This is a genomic window from Amycolatopsis sp. 2-15, assembly GCF_030285625.1.
Taxonomy (GTDB): Bacteria; Actinomycetota; Actinomycetes; order Mycobacteriales; family Pseudonocardiaceae; genus Amycolatopsis; species Amycolatopsis carbonis.
On sequence record NZ_CP127294.1, the window covers coordinates 8,402,122 to 8,428,322 of the forward strand.

General features: G+C 70.7%; 23 protein-coding genes and 1 pseudogene. 11 read left to right on the top strand and 13 right to left on the bottom strand.

What is annotated here, in order from left to right; all coding sequences use genetic code 11:
• Window positions 1-17: 17 nt before the first annotated feature.
• Together boxB and boxC are read right to left on the bottom strand one after the other, a co-directional pair.
• On the bottom strand, window positions 18-1,439 hold the full coding sequence (boxB, locus tag QRX50_RS41595) for a benzoyl-CoA 2,3-epoxidase subunit BoxB (RefSeq protein ID WP_285968568.1): 1,422 nt from the start codon (window positions 1,437-1,439) through the stop codon (window positions 18-20).
• A 2-nt stretch (window positions 1,440-1,441) separates the two neighbouring features.
• Window positions 1,442-3,150, bottom strand: a pseudogene (boxC, locus tag QRX50_RS41600) (2,3-epoxybenzoyl-CoA dihydrolase).
• A 241-nt stretch (window positions 3,151-3,391) separates the two neighbouring features.
• Here boxC and QRX50_RS41605 point away from each other — a divergent pair.
• Window positions 3,392-4,777 carry a hypothetical protein gene (locus tag QRX50_RS41605; protein ID WP_285968569.1) on the top strand — a complete coding sequence of 462 codons (1,386 nt, stop codon included), beginning with the start codon at window positions 3,392-3,394 and terminating at the stop codon, window positions 4,775-4,777.
• A 19-nt stretch (window positions 4,778-4,796) separates the two neighbouring features.
• On the opposite strand, the gene QRX50_RS41610 is transcribed toward QRX50_RS41605, so the two are convergent.
• From QRX50_RS41610 to QRX50_RS41640, 7 genes are all read right to left on the bottom strand, one after another.
• Complete coding sequence (locus QRX50_RS41610) at window positions 4,797-5,246, bottom strand: winged helix-turn-helix transcriptional regulator (RefSeq protein ID WP_285968570.1); 450 nt, start codon at window positions 5,244-5,246, stop codon at window positions 4,797-4,799.
• Window positions 5,243-6,196 carry an LLM class F420-dependent oxidoreductase gene (locus QRX50_RS41615; protein ID WP_285968571.1) on the bottom strand — a complete coding sequence of 318 codons (954 nt, stop codon included), beginning with the start codon at window positions 6,194-6,196 and terminating at the stop codon, window positions 5,243-5,245. The genes QRX50_RS41610 and QRX50_RS41615 overlap by 4 nt, the downstream gene beginning before the upstream one ends.
• Window positions 6,193-6,321: a hypothetical protein gene (locus QRX50_RS41620; RefSeq protein ID WP_285968572.1), complete on the bottom strand. Its 129-nt coding sequence runs from the start codon at window positions 6,319-6,321 to the stop codon at window positions 6,193-6,195. The genes QRX50_RS41615 and QRX50_RS41620 overlap by 4 nt, the downstream gene beginning before the upstream one ends.
• Window positions 6,318-7,442: an acyl-CoA dehydrogenase family protein gene (locus QRX50_RS41625; protein ID WP_285968573.1), complete on the bottom strand. Its 1,125-nt coding sequence runs from the start codon at window positions 7,440-7,442 to the stop codon at window positions 6,318-6,320. The genes QRX50_RS41620 and QRX50_RS41625 overlap by 4 nt, the downstream gene beginning before the upstream one ends.
• A 79-nt stretch (window positions 7,443-7,521) precedes the next feature.
• Entirely contained in the window at window positions 7,522-8,007 is a 486-nt protein-coding gene (locus QRX50_RS41630) for a universal stress protein (RefSeq protein ID WP_285968574.1), read from the bottom strand.
• 23 nt (window positions 8,008-8,030) lie between these two features.
• Window positions 8,031-9,416, bottom strand: a complete 1,386-nt coding sequence (locus QRX50_RS41635; RefSeq protein WP_285968575.1) for an MFS transporter — start codon at window positions 9,414-9,416, stop codon at window positions 8,031-8,033.
• Between the two features lie 602 nt (window positions 9,417-10,018).
• Window positions 10,019-10,810 (bottom strand): IclR family transcriptional regulator, encoded by a 792-nt coding sequence (locus QRX50_RS41640; RefSeq protein ID WP_285968576.1) that lies wholly within the window; start codon window positions 10,808-10,810, stop codon window positions 10,019-10,021.
• A 118-nt stretch (window positions 10,811-10,928) separates the two neighbouring features.
• Between QRX50_RS41640 and QRX50_RS41645 the strand changes: the two genes are divergently transcribed.
• The 3 genes from QRX50_RS41645 (at window position 10,929) to QRX50_RS41655 (ending at window position 15,290) form a co-directional block, all read left to right on the top strand.
• The gene (locus tag QRX50_RS41645; RefSeq protein WP_434533189.1) at window positions 10,929-12,140 is read left to right on the top strand and encodes a CaiB/BaiF CoA transferase family protein; all 1,212 of its coding nucleotides are present in this window, start codon (window positions 10,929-10,931) and stop codon (window positions 12,138-12,140) included.
• 36 nt (window positions 12,141-12,176) lie between these two features.
• The gene (locus QRX50_RS41650) at window positions 12,177-13,082 is read left to right on the top strand and encodes a hydroxymethylglutaryl-CoA lyase (RefSeq protein WP_285968578.1); all 906 of its coding nucleotides are present in this window, start codon (window positions 12,177-12,179) and stop codon (window positions 13,080-13,082) included.
• Window positions 13,083-13,217: 135 nt separating this feature from the next.
• On the top strand, window positions 13,218-15,290 hold the full coding sequence (locus tag QRX50_RS41655; protein ID WP_285968579.1) for an AMP-binding protein: 2,073 nt from the start codon (window positions 13,218-13,220) through the stop codon (window positions 15,288-15,290).
• A 32-nt stretch (window positions 15,291-15,322) separates the two neighbouring features.
• Here the strand turns inward: QRX50_RS41655 and QRX50_RS41660 are convergent, their stop codons facing one another.
• Together QRX50_RS41660 and QRX50_RS41665 are read right to left on the bottom strand one after the other, a co-directional pair.
• Complete coding sequence (locus QRX50_RS41660) at window positions 15,323-15,943, bottom strand: TMEM175 family protein (protein ID WP_285968580.1); 621 nt, start codon at window positions 15,941-15,943, stop codon at window positions 15,323-15,325.
• A gap of 79 nt (window positions 15,944-16,022) precedes the next feature.
• A complete protein-coding gene (locus QRX50_RS41665; RefSeq protein ID WP_285968581.1) occupies window positions 16,023-16,883 on the bottom strand; it encodes a LysR family transcriptional regulator ArgP in 861 nt (286 codons plus the stop codon).
• A 70-nt stretch (window positions 16,884-16,953) separates the two neighbouring features.
• Here QRX50_RS41665 and QRX50_RS41670 point away from each other — a divergent pair, with 70 nt between their 5' ends.
• From QRX50_RS41670 to QRX50_RS41700, 7 genes are all read left to right on the top strand, one after another.
• A complete protein-coding gene (locus QRX50_RS41670; protein WP_285968582.1) occupies window positions 16,954-17,562 on the top strand; it encodes a LysE/ArgO family amino acid transporter in 609 nt (202 codons plus the stop codon).
• 72 nt (window positions 17,563-17,634) lie between these two features.
• On the top strand, window positions 17,635-18,084 hold the full coding sequence (locus QRX50_RS41675; protein ID WP_285968583.1) for a MarR family winged helix-turn-helix transcriptional regulator: 450 nt from the start codon (window positions 17,635-17,637) through the stop codon (window positions 18,082-18,084).
• Complete coding sequence (locus tag QRX50_RS41680; RefSeq protein ID WP_285968584.1) at window positions 18,081-18,902, top strand: ABC transporter ATP-binding protein; 822 nt, start codon at window positions 18,081-18,083, stop codon at window positions 18,900-18,902. Before QRX50_RS41675 ends, QRX50_RS41680 begins: the two co-directional genes overlap by 4 nt.
• Window positions 18,862-19,683 carry an ABC transporter permease gene (locus tag QRX50_RS41685; protein ID WP_285968585.1) on the top strand — a complete coding sequence of 274 codons (822 nt, stop codon included), beginning with the start codon at window positions 18,862-18,864 and terminating at the stop codon, window positions 19,681-19,683. The genes QRX50_RS41680 and QRX50_RS41685 overlap by 41 nt, the downstream gene beginning before the upstream one ends.
• 126 nt (window positions 19,684-19,809) lie before the next feature.
• Complete coding sequence (locus QRX50_RS41690) at window positions 19,810-21,858, top strand: transglycosylase domain-containing protein (protein ID WP_285974689.1); 2,049 nt, start codon at window positions 19,810-19,812, stop codon at window positions 21,856-21,858.
• Between the two features lie 108 nt (window positions 21,859-21,966).
• Entirely contained in the window at window positions 21,967-22,623 is a 657-nt protein-coding gene (locus QRX50_RS41695; protein WP_285968586.1) for a hypothetical protein, read from the top strand.
• A 9-nt stretch (window positions 22,624-22,632) separates the two neighbouring features.
• Window positions 22,633-22,842: a hypothetical protein gene (locus QRX50_RS41700; protein WP_285968587.1), complete on the top strand. Its 210-nt coding sequence runs from the start codon at window positions 22,633-22,635 to the stop codon at window positions 22,840-22,842.
• 11 nt (window positions 22,843-22,853) lie between these two features.
• On the opposite strand, the gene QRX50_RS41705 is transcribed toward QRX50_RS41700, so the two are convergent.
• On the bottom strand, window positions 22,854-24,332 hold the full coding sequence (locus tag QRX50_RS41705; protein WP_285968588.1) for an aldehyde dehydrogenase family protein: 1,479 nt from the start codon (window positions 24,330-24,332) through the stop codon (window positions 22,854-22,856).
• A gap of 143 nt (window positions 24,333-24,475) precedes the next feature.
• Window positions 24,476-26,071 carry an IclR family transcriptional regulator gene (locus tag QRX50_RS41710; protein ID WP_285968589.1) on the bottom strand — a complete coding sequence of 532 codons (1,596 nt, stop codon included), beginning with the start codon at window positions 26,069-26,071 and terminating at the stop codon, window positions 24,476-24,478.
• Between the last annotated feature and the right edge of the window lie 130 nt (window positions 26,072-26,201).

Below are 26,201 nucleotides of genomic sequence, written 5' to 3' on the forward strand. Positions count from 1 at the left end.
CTCCTCGGTGGGTACCCTCAGGGAAGGTGGACGTACTCGTACTCGAACGGCTGACCGTTGATCCCGTTGCCCGGCGGCGCGACCCAGCTCGCGATCTTGCCGCGCTCGTACACCGGGTGCATGAGCGAGCGGACGAACGCGAGGTCCTCGGCCGTCGGCAGCCAGTTGCGGCGGTTGGCTTCCCACGTGGCCTCGTCGACGATGGTGCCTTCGGGCGTGATGTGGTGCCCGGCGTTGAGGCCGACCTGCCGGTTGAAACCGGGGTGCGGCAAGGCGAAGCGGAAGTCGATGCCCGCGTCGGCGAGGATCTTGTTCCAGCGGTTGAGGCCGTTGCGGCAGTCGGCGATGTACTCCCCGCGCAGGTCGAGGTTGAGCGCGAGCAGCGTCTGCACTTCCTCGGTGTCCCACGTGCCGTCGGCGCGCGGGCGGTCGAGGAAGGTGCTGTCGGCGGTGAGCTGGTGGTCGTCCTTGCGGCGGGTCTCGTGCCAGCGGCCCTTGAGCCCGGCGGTGTAGTAGTTCGCGGCGTTGGTGGAGGTTTCGCTGCCGAACAGGTCGAGCGAGACGGTGTAGTGGAAGTTGAGGTAGCGCTGGATGATGTCGAGCGGGATACCACCGTGCGCGGCGATGTCGAGCGTGTCGTGCTCGCGGATCAGCTCGGCGCTGCGGGTCACCACGCGGTCGATGCCGGTGGTGCCGACGAACATGTGGTGCGCTTCCTCCTTCAGCATGAACTCGCAGGTGCGCGAGAGCGGGTCGAAGGAGGATTCCTTGAGGGTGCCGAGCTGGTACTTGCCGTCGCGGTCGGTGAAGTAGGTGAACATGTAGAACGCGAGCCAGTCGGCCGTTTCCTCGTTGAACGCGCCGAGGATGCGCGGTGTGTCGGGGCTGCCGGAGTTGCGGAAGAGCAGGCCTTCGGCTTCCTCGCGGCCTTCGCGGCCGAAGTAGGCGTGCAGGAGGTAGACCATGGCCCAGAGGTGGCGGCCTTCTTCGACGTTGACCTGGAAGAGGTTGCGCAGGTCGTACAGACTGGGTGCGGTGAGGCCCAGGAGGCGTTGCTGCTCCACGGACGCCGGTTCGGTGTCACCCTGGATCACGATCAGACGTTGCAGATCCGCGCGGTACTCCCCCGGAACCTGTTGCCACACCTCGGTTCCCGCGTGTTCGCCGAACGCGATGCGCCGGTCCGGGTCGCGCTCGGCGAGGAAGATGCCCCAGCGGTAGTCCGGCACGTTCACGTGCCCGAAGTGCGCCCAGCCCTCACGCCCGACGCTCACGGCCGTGCGCAGGTACACGCCCTGCGTCTCCAAGGTCGGGCCCATCTCGCCCCACCAGTTGAGGAACTTCGGCTGCCAGCCCTCCAGCGCGCGCTGCAGCCGGCGGTCGTCGGCGAGGCCGACGTTGTTGGGGATCTTGCTGGAGTAGTCGATCTTCTCGGGCACGGTCAGACTCGCTTCCGGTCGAAGGTCGCCTTCTGGCCCGTGCCGTAGCGGCGCAGCGCGCCTTCGGGGCCCGAGGCGTTCGGGCGGGTGAAGATCCAGTTCTGCCAGGCGGTGAGGCGGCCGAAGATCTTCGTTTCGATCGTTTCCGGGCCGACGAACCGGTGGTTCGCCTCCATGCCCGTGAGGGAGTCGGGGCTCAGCGCGGCGCGGCCCTCCACGACGATGCGGATCTCGTCTTCCCAGTCGATGTCGTCCGGCGCGTCGGTGACCAGGCCGAGCTCGACGGTCTCCTGGGGCGTCAGCGCGCGGTCCTGCTCACGGCGGAGCCAGTCGAGGTGGTCGTGTTCGCCGTAGAAGCGAGATTCCAGGCGGGGCAACCCGTTGCCCATGGGGAAGGTGCCGAAGTTGGCTTCCGACAAGGTGATCGCGGCGCGTTCTTCGGAGTTTTCGTCGTCGAGGGGCGCACCGTCCAGAATGTACTGCCGGTCGGCGGCCAGAGTGAGCTCCAGCAGGACGCCGGCGAAACAGCTGCCCGGTTCGATGAGCGCGATGAGGCTGCGGCTGGTGACGTCGAGCCGCTTGAGGACACGCTTGGTGTAGTGGCGGATCTCGTTGCACAGCCAGTCTTCGCCGGCCCGGCCGAGGACAGCGCGCTCGTGGGCCAGCACCTTCTCGGCGTCGCCGCTGGTGCGCAGGAGCCAGGTGCCGAGGCTCGATTCGTTGGTGCGCAAGCGGAGGATGAGGTCGTCGAGCTCACGGGCGACGGCCAGCAACCAGTTTTCGGCGCCTTGCTCGTGGATCTCCCGGGTAGTCCTGGGCGCTGCGTCTTCGGTCCGTGCACGGTGATCTCGACGGTGCCGGCCGGGCGGTCGAACACCGCGGTGACGTGCGGGTAGGTCAGACCCGATTCCGTCACGCTGCGGTCCAGCGGCGTCAGCTCGACGCCCTGGGCATCGGCGGGCCGCGTGCTGTTCTCGGCCAGCTCCAGCGCCCGCGTCTCGACCGCCTGGAGGAAGCCGCGGCGCGGCGCCAGCTCGTCGACGAGCTTCCAGTCGACGGCCGTCTTCCCCTTCACGCCGTCACTTCGCGTGGCGAACACGTCGGCGCGGTCCTTGCGCACGCCGCGCTTGTCGACCACCCGGGTGAGCCCGCCGGTCCCGGGCAGCACGCCCAGCAGCGGCACCTCGGGCAGCGCGACAGTCGACGAATTGTCGTCGATGAGGATGATTTTGTCGCATGCCAGGGCGAGCTCGTAACCCCCACCCGCACACGCCCCGTTGACGGCCGCGAGGTAGGTCTGGCCGGAGTTCTCGGTCGCGTCCTCCATGCTGTTGCGCGTCTCGTTGGTGAACTTGCAGAAGTTCACCTTCCACGCGTGCTCCGAAGCCGCCAGCATCCGGATGTTCGCGCCGGCGCAGAAGACGCCGTCCTTGCCGCTCGTCACCACGACCGTCCGGACGCCCGGGTGCTCGAAGCGAAGCCGTTGCGTGGCGTCGTAAAGCTCGATGTCCACGCCGAGGTCGTAGGAGTTCAGCTTGAGCTCATAGCCGGGTACCAGCCCGCCGTCCTCGGCCACGTCGAGCTCCAGCCACGCCACGGGCCCGTCGACGCGCAGCCGCCAATGCCGGTACTTCTCCGGGCGCCGATCGAAGCTCACACCCTCCCCTGCGACGGGGCCCTCCACCTCGGCACCCTGCGCGACAACCGTCATGGCGAACGCCTCCTCACTCGGGTCGATGGTGATAGTTTCTACATAACTCAACATGTTCGTCAAGCTTATGTAGCACATTGGCGTTGGCCGACGCTGCTCCGTCCGGGCAAATCCCCTGGCCCGGCCCTCCTCGGTGGCGCTACTTTCTCCCGTGATCGCAGTCGCAACTGCGCAACCACGCCGGCCCGGCAAGCGTGCGTCGGGGGACGCCCACGGACGGCCCGTTTCCAGGGGGAAAATCTTGTCCCGCAGATCCCCGCGCGGGGTCTTCCGGCTGCTCGCCGGACTGACCGCCGCGCTGACCCTCGGTGCCCTCCTCACACCCGCGGCCTCCGCGGACCCGGCGAAGCTGGTGATCACGGCTTCCGTCGACAGTGGGGTGCGCCTCGTCGGGAAGCCGTTCCCGATCACGGTGACGGTGCACAACGCCTCGGCTGAGGCGTTGACCGCCATCACCCTGTACACCGACCAGAACTCCGGCTCGTACCTGTCCTTCGACGGCTGGGGCGACTTCGGCTATCCCGGCGCCACACTCGCCCCGGACGAGACTCGGAACCTCACCCTCAACGCGACCGTCTACACCTGGGGCGGCGGTTCGCCGGAGCTCGACATCACCAGCACGAGCATCCCGTCGTGGGACGTGCAGCCCGCACACCTGAGCGTGCCCTTCGTGGACCCGACCACGACGACGGGCACGCTGCACGGAGTCGTGTACGGCGACCGCGACGGCGACAACGCGTTCGATCCCGGAGAAGGCCTCGCCGGTGCGCCCGTGCGGATCTACGGCGAGACAACGCTCGAGACCGTGGCCGGACCCGATGGCACCTTCACCTTCGCCGACCTGCCCGCGCGGTACTACCAGCTGTTCTCGACGACACTGCCCGATGGCTGGCTGCTCGCCGAAACCAACGGCGGGTTCGGCGTCACCGGTGGTGACCAGGACGTCGAGGTGCGCGCGGTGCGGCCCTTGTCGGACCAGCTACAGGCCACCGCGTCGGTGGACCGTGACACCTATGCACCTGGCGACCAGGCGCAGGTGACCTTCACGCTGACCAATACCGGATCCCAACCGTTGTCCGGGATCAGCGGGAACTGTGACCGCATCGGCGGCAGCCAGTACCAGCTCACGGGTTGGCAGTCGTGGACCGACCTCGTGTACCCGGCTTCGCTGACGTTCTCACCCGGTGAGACGCGGACTTTCACGGAGACCGGCACGGTTCCGCCCCTCGCGGACCAGTACGGCGGGTTCGCGGTCGACTGCGACTTCGGTCCCGAACTCGGAAACCCCGACAGCAATCCGGAAGTCCGGCTGTGGGCGCGAGTGCCGGGCGCGCCGGGCACCACCAGCGGTTCGATCTACCACGATGACAACAAGAACTTCACCCAGGATCCCGGCGAGGCCATCGGCGACACCGCCGTGAGCCTGGTCGACATCATCTCCGGCAGCACCACCGCGACGGGAACCACCGACGCCGACGGGTATGTGACCTTCGCGTCGGTGCCTGCGGGACGGTACGAACTGAAGGCCGACGGCTGGGTTCCCGCCGACGCAGGCGGCTTCCAGGTCCAGGCGGGAACGTGCCAGAGCTGTGTCTGGGAATGGTCGCAGGTCTACACCCGCGGCTGAGCCCCCGGCCGGGCCCGGGTCACTGATACCCCGGGCCCGGTTCCGGCGTCACGCTGGAAGTGGTGATCTCGTCGCCGCAGTGGGTGCACGACAGGCGCGGCGCGACGGGTTCGCCGCAGGAGTGGCGCAGCACGAGCGGGGGGCCGTCGGGCATCGGCAGGTGGTCGTCGCCCCACTGCATCAGGATGACCAGCGCCGGGAAGATCTCCTTGCCGGTCGGGGTGAGGCGGTATTCGTGGCGGTCCGGTTCGGTGGCGTAGACCACGCGGTCGAGCACGCCCTGGTCCACGAGCTGTTTGAGCCGCGCCGACAGCGTCGGGCGGGGGATGCCGAGGTTGCGGGCGAACTGGGCGTAGCGCCGGACGCCGAAAAACGCCTCGCGCAGGATCAGCAGCGTCCAGCGCTCGCCGAGGACGTCGAGGGCCCGGCCGACGGACTCGGCGGTGAAGCGGTGCGACCCGGCCGTCACGGGGCCAGCTCGCGCAGCAGCGTGCGGCCGGCCGGGTCTTCGGCCGTGGCCGGAACGAGGCCGACGTGGTCCGCGCCCGCCGCGTGGTAGGCCGCGATGCGTTCGCGCACCTGGGCGGCGGACCCGATCGCCCCGACGTCGGCGACCAGCGAAGGCGGCACAGCCAGCGAGGCGCGCTTGGCGCCGGAACGGGCCGCGGCGACGAGCTCGCCGTACCCCAGCTCGGCGAACATCTCGCCGTACCCGGGCGGACTCAGGTAGACACTGGCCTGCGCCGCGAGCTGCCGCAGCGTCGCCTCCCCCGGGTCCACCGCGACGGGCACCCACACCGCCAGCCGCGGCGGCGTCCGGCCCGCGGCGTGCGCCTGGCCGTCGATCTCCTTGCGCACGCGCGAAACGTGCGAAGGCGGCACGAGATTCAGCACGACCTCGTCCGCGATCTCGGCGGCCACCCTTGTCATCGCCGGCCCGAACGCGGCGACCGTAATCGGCACGGGCGCTGGCTCCCGCAGGCGGAACCCGTTGCTGCGCACATGTTTCCCGTGGACCGACAGCCGCTGTCCCTCGAGGACGGTCCGGACCGCGGCCACGGTCTCCCGCATCCGCAGGGCCGCGTGGTCCCACGGCCGGTCGTGCCAGCCGCTCACGATCGCCGGGCTCGACCCGCCCAGCGCCAGCCCCACGGGCCGGCGCGCCAGCGTCGCCACCGACGCCACGCCCAGCCCCAGCGCCACCGGCGTGCGCACCCCGAGCGGCAACGGCCCGATCTTCACCCCGATCCGCTCCGTCCGCAGGCTGACAGCCGTCGCGAGCGCGAACGCGTCGAACGTCGCCATCTCCCCGACCCACAACTCCCCGAACCCGTAGCGGTCGGCCTCCACGGCGATGTCCACGGCCTCCGCTGCCGGCCGATCCAGCCAGAACGGCGTGACAACTCCCAGCGCGCTCACCGCCGCACGCCTCCATTCACCAAGGCGAGCAACACCGGCCCGATCACCAGGCGAACCACCTCGACACCGGCGGCCGTCGCCGAGCCGCCCGCCGACACCGGCTTCGCCACACCGACCGCGCTCACAGTTGCGCCGTTTCGGTGGGCAGGCCGAGCAGCAGCCGGCCGGTCAGCTCGAACGTCGCCGGATTGACCTGGAAGTGCGCCGTGGCGGTGTGGGCGTCGCGGAAGCGGCGTTGCAACGGGGACGTTTCGTAGATCGCCGAGCCGCCGCCGAGGTCGTAGAGGGAGCGCGTGACGGCGGCCGACGTGCGGACCGCGTGGGTGCACGCGAGGCGCAAGGCGAGGCGAAGGTCTTCGGGCACCACGGAATCGGAGACAGCCGACTGCCAAGCGTCGTCGATTGCGCGGTAGTAGAACTCGCGGGCCGCGCGCAGCGAAGCCTCGGCCTCGGCGACGGCGCTCTGCGTCGCCGTGCGTTCGGCGAGCGAGCGGCGCGAACCGCTGGGGTGTTTGGCCCCGGAGAGCTCCACGAACTCCGTGATCGCACCCCGCGCGTTGCCCAGGGCAGCGGCGGAGATGGACGCGGCGAAGAACCCGAACAGCGGGAACCGGTGCAGCTGCCCGGCACCGGCGGGCGGACCGTCCACAACGGACAACAGCCGGTGGTCCGGCACGAACACCGCGTCGGCGCTGGTGTCGTTGCTGCCGGTGCCGCGCAGGCCCGACGTGTGCCAGGTGTCGTGGATTTCCAGCTCGGCCGTGGGGATCGCGGCGACCACGAGCTTCCCGTCGAGCACGACGCCCAGGAAGATCCAGTCCGCGTGCGTCACGCCGCTGCAGAACGACCAGCGCCCCGAAACCGTGACCCCGCCGTCGACGGCCACGGCCTTGCCGCGCGGCGCCCACACGCCGGCGGCCACGGTGTCGGGGTCACCGAAGACCTCCTGGCCGCCTTTCTCCGGCAGGTACGCGCCGAGCAGGCTGCTCGTGGCCGCGATCGACACGCACCAGCCCGCCGACGCGTCGGCCTCGGCCACGCGCTCGGCGGCCCGCAGGACCGCCGCCGCCGACGGCTCCGCACCGCCGAGCGCAGCGGGCAGCCCGGCGCGGAACAGGCCTGAAGCACGAGCCGCGGACACCACCTCGGGCGCCAGCGCGCGACGCCGTTCGGTTTCGCCGGCGTGCTCCGCGGCCGCCGCGGCCACCGGTTGCGCCTTGTCGAGCAGGTCGTCGCGAGTGCCCACTGTCGTCCTCCGACCGGTTCAGGAATCTTACCGGTTCAGAATTTTTACCGACTCGTGCGCACCTGTCAACGTCCGCTGGTCAGGGCACCACGACCACGGGCCAGACCGCGGCCCGCACCAGGCGGTTGCCCACCGAGCCCACGAGCCGGTGCCCGCCCTGCTCGGACGCGCCGACCACCACCAGGTCGGCGCTCACCTTCTGTGCGGCTTCGCGCAGCTCCGGGAAGGTCTCCCCACGGCGGACGACGAACGTGACCGGCACGCCGAGCTCGTCGGCGCGGCCGCGCAGCTGGGTGCGCAGCTGCTCGATCTCCTCTTCGAAGGTCCGCTGCTCCATGTCCGCGACGGAGGCCGCGGCCAGCCCGGCCCACATCGACGGCGCCGCGACGTACACCACCACCAGCCGCGCGCGCTCGCGCCGGGCCAGACCCGCCGCATACGAAGCCGCGCGCAACCCCGTCGGCGATGTGTCCGTGCCGACCAGGATCACGCGCGGTCCGTCAGTTCCCCGTTCGTACGGCCCGGATTCCCACCGCGGGCCGTACTCCTCGACCAGATCTTCCACGAGCCCATTATGTCCGGGAGCGCTCAGCCTTCCCCGGCCACGTTCTCCACCGAACGGCCCGTGGTGCGCGGCCCGAGGAGCGCGATGTCGAGCGCCACCAGCACCAGTGCCGCGCCGATCACCACGAACAGCGTGGTCGCGCCGGAGCTGTCGAGCAGCGGCACCAGCACGAACGGCATCACGCCACTCGCCAGGCGCGAGATCGAGTACGTGCCGCTCGACGCCGTGGAGCGCAGCGCCGTCGGGAAGATCTCGGCCTGGTAGATGTGGTACGCGTTCGAGAACACGTTGCTGATCGCCGTGTAGATGAAGCCGAACACGATTGCGAGCGCGATGGAGTTCGCGAGCCCGAACGCGAGGCCGAACACCGCCATCGCGAGCACCGAGCCGATCACCAAGTGCTTGCGCTCCAAACGTTCCACGAGGGGCAGCGACAACGCCGAACCCACCGGGTAGCCGAGGAACGTCAGCGCGGTGAACAGCAGCGACTGCGAAACCGGGTAGCCCTTCGCGGCGAGCACGAGCGGGACCATCGTGCCGAAGCCGTAGTAGCCGATGGTCTGCAGCACGTGGAAGACCGTCATCATGATCGTGCGACGGCGGTACGTCGGCCCGAACAGGTCGCGGATCGGCGCGGCCTTGCGCACGGGCTTCCCGGCCGGCGCGGGTGCGGGCACGGGTTCCGCGGCCGGGGTCTGGCCCGCCTCGGCCTCGAGACCCCGGATCACGGTCTCCGCCTCCTGCGTGCGCCCCACCGAGTGCAGCCAGCGCGGCGACTCCGGCAGCCCGCGGCGCAGCAGGAACACCACGCCGGCGCCGAGCGCGCCGATCACGAACAGCCACCGCCAGCCGGCGATGCCCAGGAATGACCCCTCCGTGAGCCCCTTGGCGAGGAACCCGACGACCGGCACACCGCAGAACGCGAGCGTGTACGCCCACGCGATCAGCTTGCCGCGCTTGCGGGCGGGCAGCAGGTCGGTGAGGTAGGTGTCGGCCAGCGGCGGTTCGGCACCGAGGCCGACACCGGCGAAGAACCGGGTGATCAGCAGCATGATCGCGTTGCCGCTGAACGCCCCGAGCAGCGAGAAGAACGAGTACAGCGCCAGGTTCAGCAGGAACGCCCCGCGCCGGCCGAAGCGGTCGGCCAGGCGGCCGAGCAGCAGCGCGCCGAAGAACATGCCGAGGAACGTCGAGGCCAGCAGCGGCGGGAGCGCCGCCTTGCTGAGCTTGAACTCGCTGACCAGCACCGCGCTGATCGTCCCGGTCAGGAACACCTCGTAGAACTCGAAGAAGAGCCCGAGTCCGACCGCGACGGTCGCGCGCCGGTGGGTGCGGGTGACCGGCAGCCGGTCGAGCCGCGCCGCGACCGCGGCCGTCCCCGGCTCCGCCGTGTCGAGGGGGTTCGCCATCCGTCGTCTCCTTTGACAGTCATGGCCGCGCGGATCAAGCGTGAAGCAGGATCCACTATGTGATTCGTGCCCCCATGATGTGGCGGGATGCGCGCGGGCGTCAAGAGTCGCTGAGCGTCGGGGAACAGCCTGAGGGGTCCACCGATCGGGACGGATCCGCCCCCGACACGCCGCTCACCAGCACGAAGGGTGGCGAGCCACGCGGTCGGATCACCCGGCAAGAAATCTTCACTCCGCGACGAACCCGGCGAACCGACCACAACGGACTTCGAGGCTGCTCTTTTGCACGCGGACCAGCGCGAACTCACCCCAGGGGCGGCGCGGTCCGAAGTCGCCCTTCTCGAGCCCGGCGGCGGCCTCAGCCGATGACGTTGCATCGCGGGCCGGCCCCGCTGGGGCTCCACGCCGCAGCAACCGCTCCACCACGGCCGCCGACCGCGGTGCCTCTGCCGAGGACAGCCGCCGCAGTGCGCCCCGACGCCTCAGCCGAGGGCTTCGCAGGTCATCCCCCGCGCGGAACCCAGGCCGTCCTACGCCGCAGCCCGCACTCCACCAACGACGACGCTTCCACTGAAGACAGCCGCCGCGGCCGCACCTCGAAGTCAGCCGGTGACGTCGCGGGCCATCCCCGCGCGGTACCCCAGTCGTTCCGACGCCGCGGCCGCCGAGTCGAGCACCAGCGGCGCCAGCCGGGGCACGTCCGCCGACGTCATCCGCTGGGTCGGCGCGCCGATGCCGATCACGGCGCTCAGCTCGCCCGTCAGCCCGAACACCGGGGCACTCAGGGAGGCCGCGCCGAGGTCGCGTTCCTCGAAGCTGCTGGCGTAGCCGTCGGCGCGGACCTGAGCGAGCTGCTGGTTGAGCAGGTCGATGTCGACGATCGTGTGCTCGGTGAAGCGCGCCAGGCCGTGCCCGACGGCGTCGCGCAGCGCCAGGCGGTCCCACGCCAGGAAGACCTTGCCGGCCGAGCCGGCGTGCAGCGGCATCACCATGCCGACCACGAACAGCCGGATCACGGGGTGGCGCGACTCGGCCAGCGACACCACAGTGCGGAAGGCCCCGTCGCGCACGTACAGGCAGGCCGTCTCGCCCGAATCGTCGCGCAGCTTGTGCAGCACGGGACGCACGAGGCGCACCAGATCCAACCCGAAGGTGCCCGGCGCGGCCCAGCGCACGAGGCCGAGCCCGACGCGGTAGGTGTCGTCGTAGCGGTCGAGGAAGCCTTCGCGCACGAGGTTGTGCACCAGCCGCTGGCACGTGCTCGCCGGGAGGCCGGTGGCGCGGGTGATCTGCTGCAGGGTCAGCTCGGGCTCCTCGATCGTGAACGATTCGAGGATCTGCTTGAACTTCCGCAGCACCAGCACCGGCGCGGTGCCGCCCCGCTCTTCCGCCATCGCCGCCCCGCTTCTGTGACCCACCCGACTGTTTCGCCGAGTGTAGTCAGCCTCGATCGTCTTGACGGCGACCCGCGCACCCGTATTCTGGGTTTGCAACTCACTATGTGGTTGGAGCGTGATCATGAGCAATCGAGGCCCTCTCGCCGGGGTGCGGGTGGTCGAACTGGGCAACTTCATCGCCGCGCCCACCGCCGGCCGGCTGCTGGCCGACTTCGGCGCCGACGTCGTGAAGGTCGAGCGCCCGGGCAGCGGTGACGAGCTGCGCCGCTGGCGCCTGCACGCGGGCGACACCTCCCTGCTCTTCCGCGCGCTGGGCCGCAACAAGCGGTCCGTCACCCTCGACCTGCGTTCGCCCGAGGGCCAGGACGTCGCGCGCAAGCTCATCGCGAAGGCCGACGTCGTCCTCGAGAACTTCCGCCCCGGAACCCTCGAACGCTGGGGCCTGGGCCCCGAAGAGCTCAAGCGGCTCAATCCCGGCCTCGTCCTCGTGCGCGTGTCCGGCTACGGCCAGACCGGGCCCTACCGCGACCGCCCCGGTTTCGGCGGCGTCGCCGAAGCCGTCGGCGGCCTGCGCGCGCTCACCGGCTACCCCGACCGTCCGCCGACGCGCGTCGGTGTGAGCCTGGCCGACTCCGTCGCCGGTCTCTACGCCGTGATCGGCGCGCTGATGGGCCTGCTGCGCCGCGAACGCGAGGGCGGCGGAGGCGAGACCGTCGACGTCGCGCTGTACGAGGCCGTCTACTCGCTCATGGAGTCGCTGGTCCCGGACTTCGACGCGTTCGGCGTGGTCCGCGAGCCCGCCGGCTCCGCACTGCCGGGCATCGCGCCGTCGAACACCTACCGCTGCGGCGACGGCAAGTACATCGTCGTGAGCGGCAATGGCGACGCCATCTTCCGCCGCCTCGCCCACGCCATCGGCCGCCCCGACCTCGCCGACGACCCGGCGCTGGCCGACAACGCCGGCCGCGTCGCCAACACCGCCCGCCTCGACCAGGTCATCGGCGACTGGGCGCAGGGCCGTTCGCAGGAAGCCGCCGAGACGACGCTGCGCGCCGCCGACGTGCCCTGCGGCCCCATCCTCACCGCCGAGGACATCACCAAGGACCCGCACTTCGAGGCCCGCGGCATGCATCAGCGCCGAACCGTGCGCATCGACGACGAAGACGTCGAGGTCACCTTCCCCGGCGTCGTCCCCGCGCTCGGCGAGCACCCGGGCAGCGTCCGGACGCTCGGGCCGGAGCTCGGTGAGCACACCGAAGACGTGCTGGCCGAGCTCGGCTTCGACGACGAGACCCGCGCGCGCCTGCGGGCCGACGGCGTGATCTGACCCTTCCGCACAGACGAACAACAAAGGAGACCCACCATGGACGAGGTCCTCATCACCGAGGTCGTGCTGCGCGACGGCCTGCAGGACGAAGCCCGCATCGTGCCCACCCCCGACAAGCTCCGCCTCGCCCGCGGCCTGGTCGACGCCGGGTTCCGCGCGCTCGAGGTCGGCTCCTTCGTCTCGAAGCGCCGCGTGCCGCAGATGGCCGACACCGACGAGGTCCTGCGCACGCTCGACCCGGCGACCAGCCCTGCCACCCTCCACACGCTCGTCTTCACCGAGCGCGGTGCCCAGCAGGCCGTGGCCGCCGGCGCCCGCTCCGTGCGGCTCGTGGTCTCCGCGAGCGACGGGCACAGCACGGCCAACGCCGGCGTGCCGACCGAAGGCGCGCTCACCCGGCTCGAGAGCTGCGCCGAGATCCTCACCGCCGCGGGTGTGGCCATCGAGGCGACCATCGCGACGGCCTTCGTCTGCCCGTTCGACGGCGACACCGACCCCGCGCGCACCGCCGCCACCGCGGAACGCCTGGCCAAGCTCGGCGCCGGTGTGCTGCACCTCGCCGACACCATCGGCGCGGCCAACCCCAGCCTGCTGCGCCGCGGGATCGAAGCCGTGCGCGACGCCGTGCCCGACCTGCCGCTCGGCCTGCACCTGCACGACACCTACGGCTTCGCCGCCGCCAACGCGTGGGAGGGCCTGCGGCTCGGCATCCGCCGCTTCGACTCGTCGCTCGGCGGGATCGGCGGCTGCCCCTTCGCGCCCGGGGCCTCGGGCAACATCGCCACCGACGACCTCGTGCACCTGCTTCACCGCGAAGGCATCGCCACCGGGATCGACGTCGCGAAGCTGGCCAGCCTGCGCGACGACGTCCGGCTCGCCGTCGGGCACGAGCTCGGCTCGGCGCTCTCGTCGGTTCCTGCCGTGCCCGCCGCGCTCGTCTGAAAATTCCCATCCCGCCGGATTGCCGGTCATTCGCAGTACCGAAGCTGGGCCGAATGCTGGTAGCGTGCCCGCACCTGAACGCGTGTCCGGTACGTACCGGGGAGCGCAACGCGCGCGGCGGTGAGGCGGATCGCAATGCGAGACGATGTGGTCGAGGCGAGCTCGACCGTCGGGCACCCGCCCGACGCGGTGTGGCAGATCATCGGCTCCCCCGAGCTCTACCCGAGATTCGTGCCGGCGATCAGCTGGTGCGAGGTGACCGAGGCCCCGTCGCGTGGTCGCGGCCCGCGCTGCCTGATCAGGCTGGCTCCCGACCGGGATACATTGGTGGAAGGCACCATCCACGCGGTGGTGTACCGCCCCGGCGAACACGTGGTGTGGTGCGGGCTGCCCGACGAGCGCAACTGGATCTCCTTCGAGCTGCGCGCGCTCGCGGGCGAGGCGACGGAGATCGTGCTGCGCCTGATGCTCCCGTCGCTGCCGCCCGAACACCACGACTTGCTTTCGCGCTCCGCCGTCAAGAGCATGCTGAAGGAACTGACGCGGCGGATCGAGCTTCAGCTGTCCGGCGAAGCCGCCGAGCCGCCCGAGTACGACCGCGCGACGACACTGCGCACGGCCAACACGCTGGTGCGCGCGGGTGTGCTGGTCGCGGGCCGGCCGGACAAGGTCGCGAAGCAGCTCAACTCGCTTTCGCAGTGGGGCGCCACGATCGCCGGCGGCTACCTCGCGGCGACCGCGCGCGGCGCCGACGACATCGCCGTGCACGACGAGCGCAACAGCCGCTCGTTCCGCGACATCGACGAGCGCAGCAACCAGCTGGCCAACTCCCTGGCGAAGCTGGACGTACGGCCGGGCCAGCGCGTGGCGCTGATGTGCCGCAACCACGCAGCGATGGTCGAGGCGTTCGTCGGCTGCAGCAAGCTCGGCGTGGACGTGGTGCTGCTCAACACCGGCCTGTCGCCCTCGGCGGTGGAGGACGTGCTCGCCGAGCACCAGCCCGCCGCGGTGCTGGCCGACGACGAGTTCGCGCAGACGATCGCCGGCGTGCAGGGCGACTTCCCCCGCGTGAGCACCTGGGACGACGCCGAGCAGGGCTACCGCACCGTCGACGAGCTCATCCAGGACGCCTCCGCCGCCCGGCCGAAGCCGGCGAAGCGGCCGGGCCAGATCGTGGTGCTCACCTCCGGCACCACCGGCACCCCGAAGGGCGCGCGCCGGCCGACGCCGAAGGGCCTGAGCACGGCGGCGAGCATCCTCGCGCGGATTCCCTTGCGGGCGCGGGACAAGATCGCCGTCGCGGCGCCGCTGTTCCACAGCTGGGGCCTGGCCGCGTTGCAGGTCGGGATGTCGGTGCGGGCGGAGCTGTCGCTGATCCGCCGGTTCGACGCGGAGCAGACGCTGCGGATGATCGCCGAGCACCGCTGCGACGCGCTGTTCGCCGTGCCGATCATGTTGCAGCGCATCCACGAGCTGCCCGAGCGCGTGCGCAGCCGCTACGACCTGTCGTCGCTGCGGATCGTGGCCAGCAGCGGTTCGGCGATGTCGGGCTCGTTCGTGACGTCGTTCATGGACGCCTTCGGCGATGTCCTCTACAACTTCTACGGCTCCACCGAGGTTTCCTGGGCCAGCATCGCCGACCCGGTCGATCTGCGCGCCGCGCCGACCACCGCCGGCCGCTGCCCGCCGGGCACCCGCATCGCCATCCTCGACGACGAGCGCCGCCCCGTGCCGCCCGGCGACGAGGGCCAGATCTTCGTCGGCAACGACATGCTCTTCGACGGCTACACCAACGGCTCCAGCGTGCCCCGGTCGAAAGACCTGATGGCCACTGGCGACGTCGGCTACCAGGACGCCGCGGGCCGGCTGTTCGTGACCGGCCGCGCCGACGAGATGATCGTGTCCGGCGGCGAGAACGTGTTCCCGCGCCCGGTGGAAGAGGCACTGGTCGCGTTGCCCGGCGTCTACGAGGCGGCCGTGGTGGGCGTGCCGGACGAGGAGTTCGGCCAGCGCCTGGCCGCCTACGTCGTGCTCCGCCGCGGCGCGCGCATGCACGCCGAGGACGTGCGCCACTACATCCACCAGAAGCTGGCGCGCTTCGCCGTGCCACGCGATGTGTACTTCGTGGCGGAACTCCCGCGCAACGCCACGGGCAAGATCCTCAAGCGGATGCTCAACGACGACCTGTGGCCGTTGCCGCAGGCTTGACTTGTCGGCAGGCTTGAGTCACCGGCAGGGCCTCAGTCGTCGTCGCGCCCGCTGAACCGGCGGGCGATCATCGGCGGGACGATGAGCAGCAGCAGGGCGTAGTACCCCCACGCCGGCCGGATCGCGCCGATCACGAACGCGATCGCCAGCGCCACGACGGACAGCACGTTGTTGGCCAGCCAGCGATCCGTCACGGCCCCTTCGCGGACGGCCACGTTCGGATCCCGCCGGACGATCAGCACGAGCACCATCTGGCACGCACTGCTGGCGAGAATCGTGCCGATGTAGAAGAGCGTGGTGAAGCGGTCCGTGCCGTACTGGCCGGTGAGCTCCGTCGGAAACGGCAGCACCGCGATCGTGAAGAGCCAGCAGAAGTTCGTGAGCGCCAGCGCCCCGCTGTAGGCGCGGACTTCCTCGAAGATGCGGTGGTGGCCCCACCACATGCGCCCGATCACCACGAAACTCAGCACGAAGCTGAAGATCTGGTTCCAGTGCTCCAGCACGGCGTCGGTGGCGTCCTGGTGCTCCGCCGCCAGTTCGGGCACGAGATCGGTGAGCGGCAGCACGAGCAACGTCAACGCGATGGCGACCACGGCGTCGCTGAAGAACACGAGCCGCTCGGGTGACTTCGTCCTCGTTCCGCTGCTTTCCACGCTGTGATCCAACCACCTCAGGGTGTGTGCGTGAAGGTCGGGCAAGGTTGTCCGAGCAAGTACTGTCTATTCAGGACAGTCACTGCCGCAGCGTGCCGACCGCCGTGGCCACTGCGGCCAGGGCGGGTGAGTCCAACTTCCACTGCTGCCAGTACAGCGGCACGTCGGAGGGGCGGTCCGGCGCCAGATCCACCAAAGAGGACCCCCGCGTCTGCAGCTCCGGCACCATCCCCCACCCCAGACCGGCGGTGACGGCGTCCGCGAAGGACTGCGACGAAGGCACGTAGTGGCGGGCGCCGAGCGGGAGCGAGCGGCGGGTGAGGGTGCGCAGGAAGCGGTCCTGGAGGTCGTCCTTGCGGTCGAAGAGCACGGCGGGCGCCTCGGCCAGCGCGGAGGCCAGGGGGCGGTCCGCGAGCCAGCGCGCGGCAAAAGCCGGGGAAGCCATGGCGCGGTAGCGCATGAGGCCCAGGCGCGTCGAAGTGCAGCCCTGCACGGGGTGGGGCGCGGAGGTCACGGCGGCCATCACGAGGCCCTCGCGAAGGAGGGTGGCGGTGTGGTCCTGGTCGTCGCTACGAAGGTCGAACGACACGCCCGGCACGGCGGCCAGCGCGGGGAGGAACCAGGTGGCCAGGGAGTCGGCGTTGACGGCGATGGGGAGAGTGGTGGGACCGGCAGCGCCGACCAGGCCGAGTTCGGCGCGGGTGTCCTCCTCCAGACGCGTGAGCTGGCGGGCGAAGCGCACGACGACCTGTCCCGAGTCGGTGAGCCGCACGGGTTTCGTCCGCAGGATCAGCACGCGGCCCAGGCGTTGTTCGAGCGCCTTCACACGCTGGCTGACCGCCGGCGGCGTCACGTGCAGCACGGCGGCCGCGCGGTCGAAGGACTGCTCGTCGACCACGGCGAGGAGCGTCCGGACCTGGTCGAGAGGGAGATCCGACATCACGACAGCTAATGTTACGTAAGAATCTTTAGCTGGCCTAATCCGAGAGCTCCGCCTTACGGTCGGCGGCGTGGTTCCCGCACTCGCCGCCGGCTTCGGTACCGGCCTTTCGCTCATCGTCGCCATCGGGGCGCAGAACACGTTCGTGCTGCAGCAAGGGCTGCGCGGTGGGGCGATCAAGCGGCTGATCGTGGTGTGCGCGCTGTCGGACGTCGTGCTGATCGCCGTGGGGGTGAGCGGGATCGGCGCGGTGCTGCGGCGCTGGCCGGCAGCGATCACGGCGATCGGGGTCGTCGGCGGGGCGTTCCTGGTGACGTACGGGTTCCTCGCGGCGAGGCGCGCCGTGAAGCCCAGCGCGTTGACGACCGCCGCGCTCGAGCCAGTGTCCCCGCGGCGCACGGTGCTCACCGGCCTCGCGCTGACCTGGCTCAACCCCCACGTCTACCTCGACACCGTGCTCCTGCTCGGCTCCGTGGCGGCCGGCCAGGGCGGTGGCCGCTGGGTCTTCGGCGTCGGCGCCGCGCTGGCCAGCGCCGTCTGGTTCAGCGCGCTGGGCCTGGGCGCGCGCCGGCTCGCGGGGGTGTTCGCGCGCCCCGCGGCCTGGCGGGTCCTCGACGGGCTGATCGCCGTGACGATGACCGCGCTCGGCGTCTCGATGGTCGTCGGCCAACTCGCCTGAAGCCCGCAAAATCCCGACAAACAAGACAATCGGTATTGCCAATACCTCTGACTCAGAGCTAACGTCGGCGGCATGACCCCACCTCCCGACCTCGCCGAGCAGCTGATGTCCGCCGTGCAGGGCATCCGCCGCGTCGTGCGGCGGCGGGTGCGCGCGGAAGTGCCCGGCCCGCCCCTGCCCGGCGCGCAGGTCGAGCTGCTGCGGGTGGTCGACCGCCGGCCCGGCATCGGCGTCGCCGCGGCGGCGCGCGAGCTGAGCCTCGCCGGCAACTCCGTGAGCACGCTCGTGAACCTCCTCGTCGAAGCCGGGCTGCTGCGCCGCGAGGTGGACCCGGCCGACCGGCGCGCCGCACAGCTGGAGGTGACCGAGGCCGCGCGCGAGCGCATGGCGATCTGGCGCAAGGCGCGGACCGGGCTGGTCTCGGCCGCGCTCACGCAGCTGTCCGAAAAGGACACCGTGGCGATCACCGCGGCTCTGCCCGCACTGGAGAAGCTGATGGACGCACTGAAGGAGGAGGCATGACCGCCGCACAAGCCGAGCCCGAGCCCGCCGTCAGGTGCACCGGCCTGCACCACTCGTTCGGCACCACGAAGGCCGTCGACGGGGTCGACCTGGAGATCGTGCCGGGTGAGATCTTCGGCCTGCTCGGCCCGAACGGCGCCGGCAAGACCACCACCATCCGCATGATCACCACGCTGCTGCCGCTCGAAGCGGGCGCCATCACCGTGTTCGGCGTCGACGTCACGCGCCGCCGCATGGCCGTGCGCCGCCTGATCGGGTACGTGCCCCAGCAGCTCTCGGCCGACGGCGCGCTCACCGGGCGCGAGAACGTGTCGCTGTTCGCGCGGCTGTTCGACGTCCCCCGCTCCCGCCGCGCAGAGGAGGTCCACCGCGCGCTCGACCTGGTGGGCTTGCTCAACGAAGCCGACCGGCCCGTCGGCGGCTACTCCGGCGGCATGATCCGCCGCCTCGAGCTCGCGCAGGCGCTGGTGAGCTCCCCACGGCTGCTGGTGCTCGACGAGCCGACCGTCGGCCTCGACCCGGTGGCGCGCTCGGCGGTGTGGGACCGCATCACCGAGATTCGCGCGCGCACGGGCATGACCGTGCTCGTCACCACCCACTACATGGACGAGGCCGAGCAGTACTGCGACCGCGTCGCCCTGATGCACGCCGGGCGCGTCCGCGCACTCGGTACCCCCGCCGAGCTCGAGGCGGAGCTCGGCCCGGACTCCACTTTGGACGACGTGTTCCGGTCGGTGACCGGCGACGCGCTGCGCAGTGATACAGGAGGGATGCGCAATGTCCGCGCCACTCGCCGCACCGCCCGTCGTCTCGGCTGACCCGGGACCACTGGAGCAACTCCGCATCCTGCTCTCGCGCATCGGCGCGATGTGTCTGGTGGAGCTGCAGAAGCTGCGCCGCGACCAGTCGGAGCTCATCACGCGGGCGATCCAGCCCGCGCTGTGGCTGCTGATCTTCGGCGAGACGTTCACACGGATCCACGCGATCCCGACCGGCTCGATCCCCTACCTCGACTACCTCGCGCCCGGCATCCTCGCGCAGTCGGCGCTGTTCATCGCGATCTTCTACGGCATCCAGATCATCTGGGAACGCGACGCGGGCGTGCTCGCCAAGCTGCTCGTCACACCGACGCCGCGCGCGGCGCTCGTGGCCGGCAAGGCGTTCGCGGCCGGGCTTCGCGCGCTCGTGCAGGCGCTGATGGTGCTGGCGCTCTCGGCCATCCTCGGCGTGGGCCTCACCGCGAACCCGCTGCGGCTGCTCGGCATGGTCGTGATCGTGATCCTCGGCTCGGCGTTCTTCTGCTGCTTCTCCATCGTGATCGCCGGCATCGTGCTTTCGCGCGAGCGGCTGATGGGGATCGGACAGGCCATCACCATGCCGTTGTTCTTCGGGTCCAACGCCCTCTATCCGGTGGACCTCATGCCCGGCTGGCTGAAGGTGCTGAGCCACATCAACCCGTTGAGCTACCAGGTCGACGCCCTTCGCGGACTTCTCATCGGCACTCCGGCCAACCTCGGGCTGGACTTCGGCGTCCTAGTGGGTGCGACCGCCGTGGCGATCGGCGTCGCATCGGCTCTGCTCGGGAGGTTGGCTCGATGACACGTTCTTGTTTACCCACCGTATTCACACGAGCCCGGTCGTAGGTTGGGGACCGTGGGAAAAGGCAAGGGGGTAGCCCCGTTCCTCGGATTGTGCGTGCTGGCAGGCGTTCTCGTCGCGGGCACGATGGCACCGGTCGCCATCGGCGCGGGTGTTTTGTCCAATCAGGTCAGTGACTCCGTCGACGCGATCTCCGCCGATCTGGAGCACGCGGACCCGCCACTCGTGACAACGGTGACGGACCGGAACGGCAGTACGATCGCGACTTTGTACGCGCAGTACCGCGTTCCGGTCACCGCGGCGCAGATCTCACCCGCGATGAAGGCCGCGATCGTCGACATCGAGGACCGCCGCTTCTACACCGAAGGCGGCGTCGACCCGCAGGGCATGCTGCGCGCGGCGGTCAACGACAGCTCGGGCGGAGACCTGCAGGGCGCGTCGACGATCACGCAGCAGTACGTGAAGAACTACCTCATCAACGTCGTCGACCGCGACGACAAGACGGCGCAGGAGAAGGACCGCGAAGACTCGCTGGCCCGCAAGCTGCGCGAGGCCAAGATGGCCGTGCAGCTCAGCCAGACCGTGTCGAAGGACGACGTGCTGGCCGACTACCTGAACGTGGTCGAGTACACCGGCACCGTCTACGGCATCGGCGCGGCGGCGGAAGCGTATTTCGGGACCACAGCGGACAAATTGACCGTGCCACAGGCCGCATTGCTGGCGGGTATGGTGAACAACCCCAGCGTCTACAACCCGTACACGCATCCGGACAACGCGCTCAAGCGGCGCAACACCGTCATCGACTCCATGGTCACGGCGAAGTCCATCCCCGCTTCCTTCGCCGCCACCGCGAAAGCGACCCCGCTCGGCGTGGTCGGCACGCGCCCGGCCGCGCCGTCGAGCACCTGCCTGGGCTCGGCACCCGACGCCGGGTTCTTCTGCGCGTACGCGGTGAACTACCTCAAGCAGGCCGGGTTCACCGTCGATCAGCTCGACACCGGTGGCTACGTCGTGAAGACCACGATGGACCCGCACGTGAGCCAGGTCGTGAAGGATGCGGTGGACGCCAACGTGCCGACGACGCAGGACGGCGTGGCCAACACGTTCGCCGTGGTGCAGCCGGGCGCGAACGGGCACCAGGTGCTCGCGATGGTCGCCAACCGCAACTACGGCACCGATCCCGCCCAGGGTGAGACGTCCACGAACATCGTGGCCGACGCCAGCAACAAGTTCGGCGCCGGTTCGTCGTTCAAGATCTTCACCTCGGCCGCCGCGATGGTGGCGGGCAAGGCGGGGCTGAACACGCCGCTGCCCAACCCGTTCAGCAACTGCTTCACGCCGCCGAACGCGAACAAGTACACGCCGTGCTACTCGGTGAGCAACGACGGCACGAGCTACCCCGACCCGATCTCGCTCGCCAGCGGCCTGGCGACGTCGCCGAACGTCGCGTTCGTGGGGCTGGAGTCGCAGGTCGGCATGCCCGCCGTGCTGGACATGGCGCGCAAACTCGGGCTGCGCAACACGCTCGCGACCAACGACGCGGGCAACCCGCCGATCACCGACCCGTCGGACGCGCGCTCGAAGAACCCGCAGTACGACGAGCCGCAGTCGCAGTACTTCCAGAACCTGCTCTCGTTCACCCTCGGCAACAGCCCGGTGAGCCCGCTGGAGATGGCGAACGTCTCGGCGACGCTGATGAGCGGCGGCACGTGGTGCCCACCCAACCCGATCCTGTCGGTGACCGACCGCAACGGCCAGGCTGTGCCCGTGAAGCAGCAGGGGTGCGAGCAGGTGATCCCGCCGGGCGTCGCCAGCACACTGGAGGCCGGGCTTTCCCAGGACACCACGGTGGGTACGTCGGCCGCCGCCGCGCACTCGGCCGGCTGGACGCGCCCGGACATCGGCAAGACGGGAACCACTCAGCTGTCGGAGTCCGTCGCGTTCGTCGGTGGTGTGGACAACTTCGCCGTGTCGTCCATGGTGTTCGCCGACGGTCCGCACCCGGAGGAGATCTGCCCGGGCACCCCGGTGCACCTCGGCCGCTGCGGCCACGGCGCGTTCGGTGGCACGGTCGCCGCCCCGCCGTACTTCCACGCGATGAGCACGCTGCTGGCGGGCGTCCCCGACACCCCGATCCCGCCGCCGGACCCGCAGTACCTCGACGCGCGGAACTGAACCCCCGCCGCACTCCCCCTGGCGTCGGCCGGGGCCGGTCGTTGACACCGTTTCGCACGTCGTGTCACGATTCCGGTTCCGATGGCCGATTTCAGGGGGAGTGAGGCCATGAGCGGATTCCTGGCGTATCGCCGAAGACCACCCGCCGAACCGTCGACGCGCGAGATCGACTTCGCCCGCCGGTGGCTGGCGCGCCGTGGCGTCGCGGTGTCCCTGCCGACGCGGCTGCTGTGCATCCGGATCGGCGCCCACTCCGTGGCACCCTCGACGTGGCTGCGCACGGTCCCGACTTACGTCGTGCTCGCCATCGGCGGCGCCGTGGGATACCAGAGCCTGCAGGAGCTCCCGGGTGTAGCGGGCCGGGAAATGACCTCGGCCGTCACGATCTTCTTCGTGATCGCCGGGTTCCAGGTCAGCTGGTGGCGCGCCCGCCGACTCCGTGAGCGAAACCTTGCCGCGCTGGTGCCCCACCGGCTCACCGGCGTCGCGCGGCCGAAGGGCGTGGTCGACGCCTGGTTCGGCACGACGACGGCCATCACCTTCGCCGGCGGCGCGTTCCTGGCGCTGGCCATGCTCGCCGCCGTGCCCGAAACGCGGACGTGGGCGTGGAGCTGGCTCGGGCTGCTCGCCGTGGGCGCGATCTGCACCGCGGTGATCGTGGTCGCCACCCTGCGCGAGCCCGTACTCGCCGAGGACGACGCTTCGCTCGCCGCCGGCGAGTTGCTGCGCCGCGAGGCGGTTCAGTCCACGGCGCCCGCGACGTAGACGCTGCCGGTGTTGTTCGACGTCTTCGGCGAAGGCCGTCAGCCGCCCGCGTTCACCGGACTGCTGATCGGTTACGTGGCGCTGAGCCTCGCGCTCCAGTGCGTGGGCCTGATCACGCAGTCGCGGCGGAAACTGCCGCCGGGGCACTACGGCGAGCCGGAAACCGCACCGGCCGAAACCGCGGACGACGACGTGTGGAAACCCGTCGTCCGCGGCTGAGCCGCGAACTCTCAGCCGAACAGCGGCGGCGGCAGTTCCTCCGCCAGCACGATCGACTTCAGCTGCGTGTACATGTCCAGCGTTTCCTTGCAGTACTCCCGGCCGAGGCCGCTGCCCTTGTAGCCGCCGAAGGGCGAGCCGTCGACGAGGTTGAAGTACTGGTTGACCCACACGGAGCCGGCGTGGAGGCGGTCGGCCGTGCGCATCGCGTTCTTCAGGTTGGTGGTGTAGACGCCGGCGGCGAGGCCGTACTCGACGTCGTTGGCTTGGTCGATCAGCGCGTCGTAGTCCTTCCAGCGGATGACCGACAGCACCGGGCCGAAGATCTCCTCCTGCGCGATGCGGCTGGAGTTCTCCGTCTCGAACACGGTCGGCTCGATGAACCAGCCGTGCTCACTGCCGGACACCGCCGCGCGGCCGCCGCCGGTGACGAGCGAGGAGTCGGAGCGGCCGGAGGCGATGTAGTCCAGCACCCGCCGGCCCTGCTTCTCCGACACCAGGCAGCCCAGCCGCGTGGCCGGGTCGAGCGGGGAGCCGACCCGCACGCCCTGGAAGCTCGCCGAGAGCTTGCCCAGGAAGTCGTCGTACAGGTCGTCGTGCACGAACAGGCGGGTGCCGGCGAGGCAGGACTGGCCGTTGCAGTAGGTGGCGGCGAACGTCGCGTTGTCGATGACGCGGTCGAGGTCTTCGATGTCGGGGAACACGATGTTCGGGCTCTTGCCGCCCAGCTCCAGCGACACTGGCACGAGCCGCTCGGCGCCCGCGTGCGCGACGAGCCGGCCGACCTCCGCGGAGCCGGTGAAAGCGAGCTTGTCCACGTCCGGGTGCGCCGTGAGCGCGGCGCCGGCCTCGTCGCCGAAGCCCGGCACCACGTTGACCACGCCGGGCGGGAAGAGCTCGGCGAGCTTGGTGCACAGCTCCAAAGTGGACAGCGACGCGTTCTCGTCCGGCTTGAGCACCACCGTGTTGCCGGCCGCGAGCGCCGGGGCGAGCTTGAACGCGGTCATGATCGCGGGCACGTTCCACGGGATGATCTGGCCGACGACGCCGATCGGCTCGCGCTTCGCGATGGCCCAGCCACCGGCGACGGGGTGGTTCCAGCCGTCGTGCGTGACGGCAGCCGAGGCGAAGAACCGGTACTGCCCCACCGCGATCCGGTGGTCCAGCGGCGTTTCGAAGATCGTGCGGCCGATGTCCATCGTGTCGATGGCGGCGAGGCGCTCGGCGTTGGCCTCGATCCAGTCGGCGAGGCGGTGCAGCAGCAGCGAGCGCTCCTCGGGCCGCGTGGCGGCCCACTTCGGGAAAGCCGCGCGAGCGGCGGCCACGGCGGCGTCGACGTCGGCCGCGCCGCCTCGGGTGATCGTCGCGAGCCGCGCGCCGGTCGCGGCGTCCACCGCCGGGAAGGTCTCGGTGGAGATCGAGCGAAACTCACCGTTGATCAGTGGTTCGTAGTGGGCAGCGAGCGCCGGTTCGAGCTGGTCGACGGTCACGGGCGTCCTCCTCCGGCAGTGACGTGGCTTACCTCTGCTGCGGAGTATTCGGCACCGGAACGGACAGTCAACGCACCGTGCGTTCCCCGGCCCCCGCCGTGCGCGAACCGGCTGTCCGCCGAAGCGCGGCGCGGGTGCGCGGTTCAGGCGAACAGCGTCCCGGCCGTCAGCAGGCGCGTGAGTTCCGTGGCCGCGGCGATGGCCCGGGTCGCGTAGTCCTCCGTGCGTGCCGGGTCGAAGCGGTAACGCGGGATGGTGATCGTGATGGCACCCGCGACCGCGCCGTCGGAGAAGAAGGGCGCGGCGATGCCCGAGGCTTCCGGAATGCGCTCGCCGTCGCTGACGGCATAGCCGCGCTCGCGGATGCGGGCCAGGTCGGCCTGCACCGTCGCGCGATCGACCATCGTCGTGGGTGAGAAGCGGGCGAAGTCCTGGGCGGCGAAGGACTCCGGGCCGGTCCAGGCGAGAACGGCTTTGCCGGCCGCACCGGCGTGGAGGGGGGCGGTCGAGCCGAGCGGGACGACGTACTGGATGGGTTTGTCGCTGGTGCGGCCGGCTTCGAAGACGACCCCCTCGGCGATCGGGTCGTAGCGGGCCAGGTAGGCGCTTTCGCCGACGTCCCGGACGAGCTCGGCGAGAAGGTCTGCCGCGACGGGGCCGATGCCGGTGCCGCGACCGAGACGCGCGGCCCAGACGAGGAGTTCGGCACCGGCTTCGTAGCGGTCGCCGCCGTGGGGGCGGGCGAGACCGAGCTCGGCCAGCGCACCGAGCAGGCGGGCGGCGGTGGCACGGCCGCTGGAGATGCCCGCGGTGAGGTCGTCGACGGAAAGGCCGTCGGCGGACGAGCGGGCGAGGGCGTCGAGCGCCGCGGCGACGCGCACGATGGAGCGCCGTTCGGCCGAGACCCCCGAGGGTTCCCCGGCGCGGGCCGCCGGCACGCCCGAGCCCTGGGCCGGCACGGCCAACGCCGCGGTCAGCCGGTCGGCCGCGCCGCGCACGAGCTCGCCGAGCCGGCGCAGTTCGTCCACATCGGACAGCCGGTGCCGGGGCACCGTGATGGTGAAGGCTCCGGCCGGTTTGCCGTCGCGGAAGTAGGCGGCCCCGGCACCGGCGGCCTCGGGGATACGCTCGGCCACACTCGTCGCGAAGCCCTGCTCGCGCACCCGCTCGAGCTCGGCGCGCAACAGCTCGAGGTCACCGATCGTCGAGCCCGTGAGCGCCGGACGGTCCAAAGTGGCCACAAACTCGTCGGGCAGGTTCGCCAGGATCGCCTTTCCGGCCGACCCGGCGTGCAGCGGCGACTTCGAGCCGATGCGGACGGTGTAGCGCACGGGCTTGCCGCACTCGACCGAACTCACGACGCTGGCCGACTCGTCCCCTTCCGTGTACGTGAGCAGCAGTGCCGTCTCGCCGGCTTCACGTTCGAGGGCCAGGAGCTCGTCGTGACCGCGCGTGAGCAGCGCATTGCGCTCGCCGAGGAACTTCGCCCACGCCAGCAGCCGTGGCCCCGGGTCGTAGCGGCCGCTCGCCTGCCCGCGGACCACCCGCAGGTCACCCAGCGTCTGCAGGATCCGGTGCACCGCGCTGCGGCTCACGTCCAGGTGCGCCGCGAGTTCCCGCACGCCCGTGTCGCCGTCCTGGCGCGCGATGACCGCGTCGAGCACCGCGAAGACGCGCCCGGTCATACCGAGCGAACGGAACCGCGGCTCCGCCTCGACGGCCACGCCCGGTCCGCTCATGCGCTGTCCCCGTGCACCACTCACCTGTCTCCCTCCGCGGCCACTGTAACGAGCCACCCGTCGACCACCTTGACAACCCGCGCCCGCCGGGTCCAGGATCCTCCACAAGTTCGGGACATTGTCCCGATTT

Bases quoted from the DNA above. Each gene is read 5' to 3' on its own strand.
- QRX50_RS41635 (WP_285968575.1), bottom strand. From the start codon at position 9,416: ATGGCGAACCCCCTCGACACGGCGGAGCCGGGGACGGCCGCGGTCGCG.
- QRX50_RS41710 (WP_285968589.1), bottom strand. From the start codon at position 26,071: ATGAGCGGACCGGGCGTGGCCGTCGAGGCGGAGCCGCGGTTCCGTTCG.
- QRX50_RS41640 (WP_285968576.1), bottom strand. From the start codon at position 10,810: ATGGCGGAAGAGCGGGGCGGCACCGCGCCGGTGCTGGTGCTGCGGAAG.
- QRX50_RS41675 (WP_285968583.1), top strand. From the start codon at position 17,635: ATGACCCCACCTCCCGACCTCGCCGAGCAGCTGATGTCCGCCGTGCAG.
- QRX50_RS41655 (WP_285968579.1), top strand. From the start codon at position 13,218: ATGCGAGACGATGTGGTCGAGGCGAGCTCGACCGTCGGGCACCCGCCC.
- QRX50_RS41680 (WP_285968584.1), top strand. From the start codon at position 18,081: ATGACCGCCGCACAAGCCGAGCCCGAGCCCGCCGTCAGGTGCACCGGC.
- QRX50_RS41690 (WP_285974689.1), top strand. From the start codon at position 19,810: ATGGCACCGGTCGCCATCGGCGCGGGTGTTTTGTCCAATCAGGTCAGT.
- QRX50_RS41695 (WP_285968586.1), top strand. From the start codon at position 21,967: ATGAGCGGATTCCTGGCGTATCGCCGAAGACCACCCGCCGAACCGTCG.
- QRX50_RS41665 (WP_285968581.1), bottom strand. From the start codon at position 16,883: ATGTCGGATCTCCCTCTCGACCAGGTCCGGACGCTCCTCGCCGTGGTC.
- QRX50_RS41650 (WP_285968578.1), top strand. From the start codon at position 12,177: ATGGACGAGGTCCTCATCACCGAGGTCGTGCTGCGCGACGGCCTGCAG.
- QRX50_RS41685 (WP_285968585.1), top strand. From the start codon at position 18,862: ATGTCCGCGCCACTCGCCGCACCGCCCGTCGTCTCGGCTGACCCGGGA.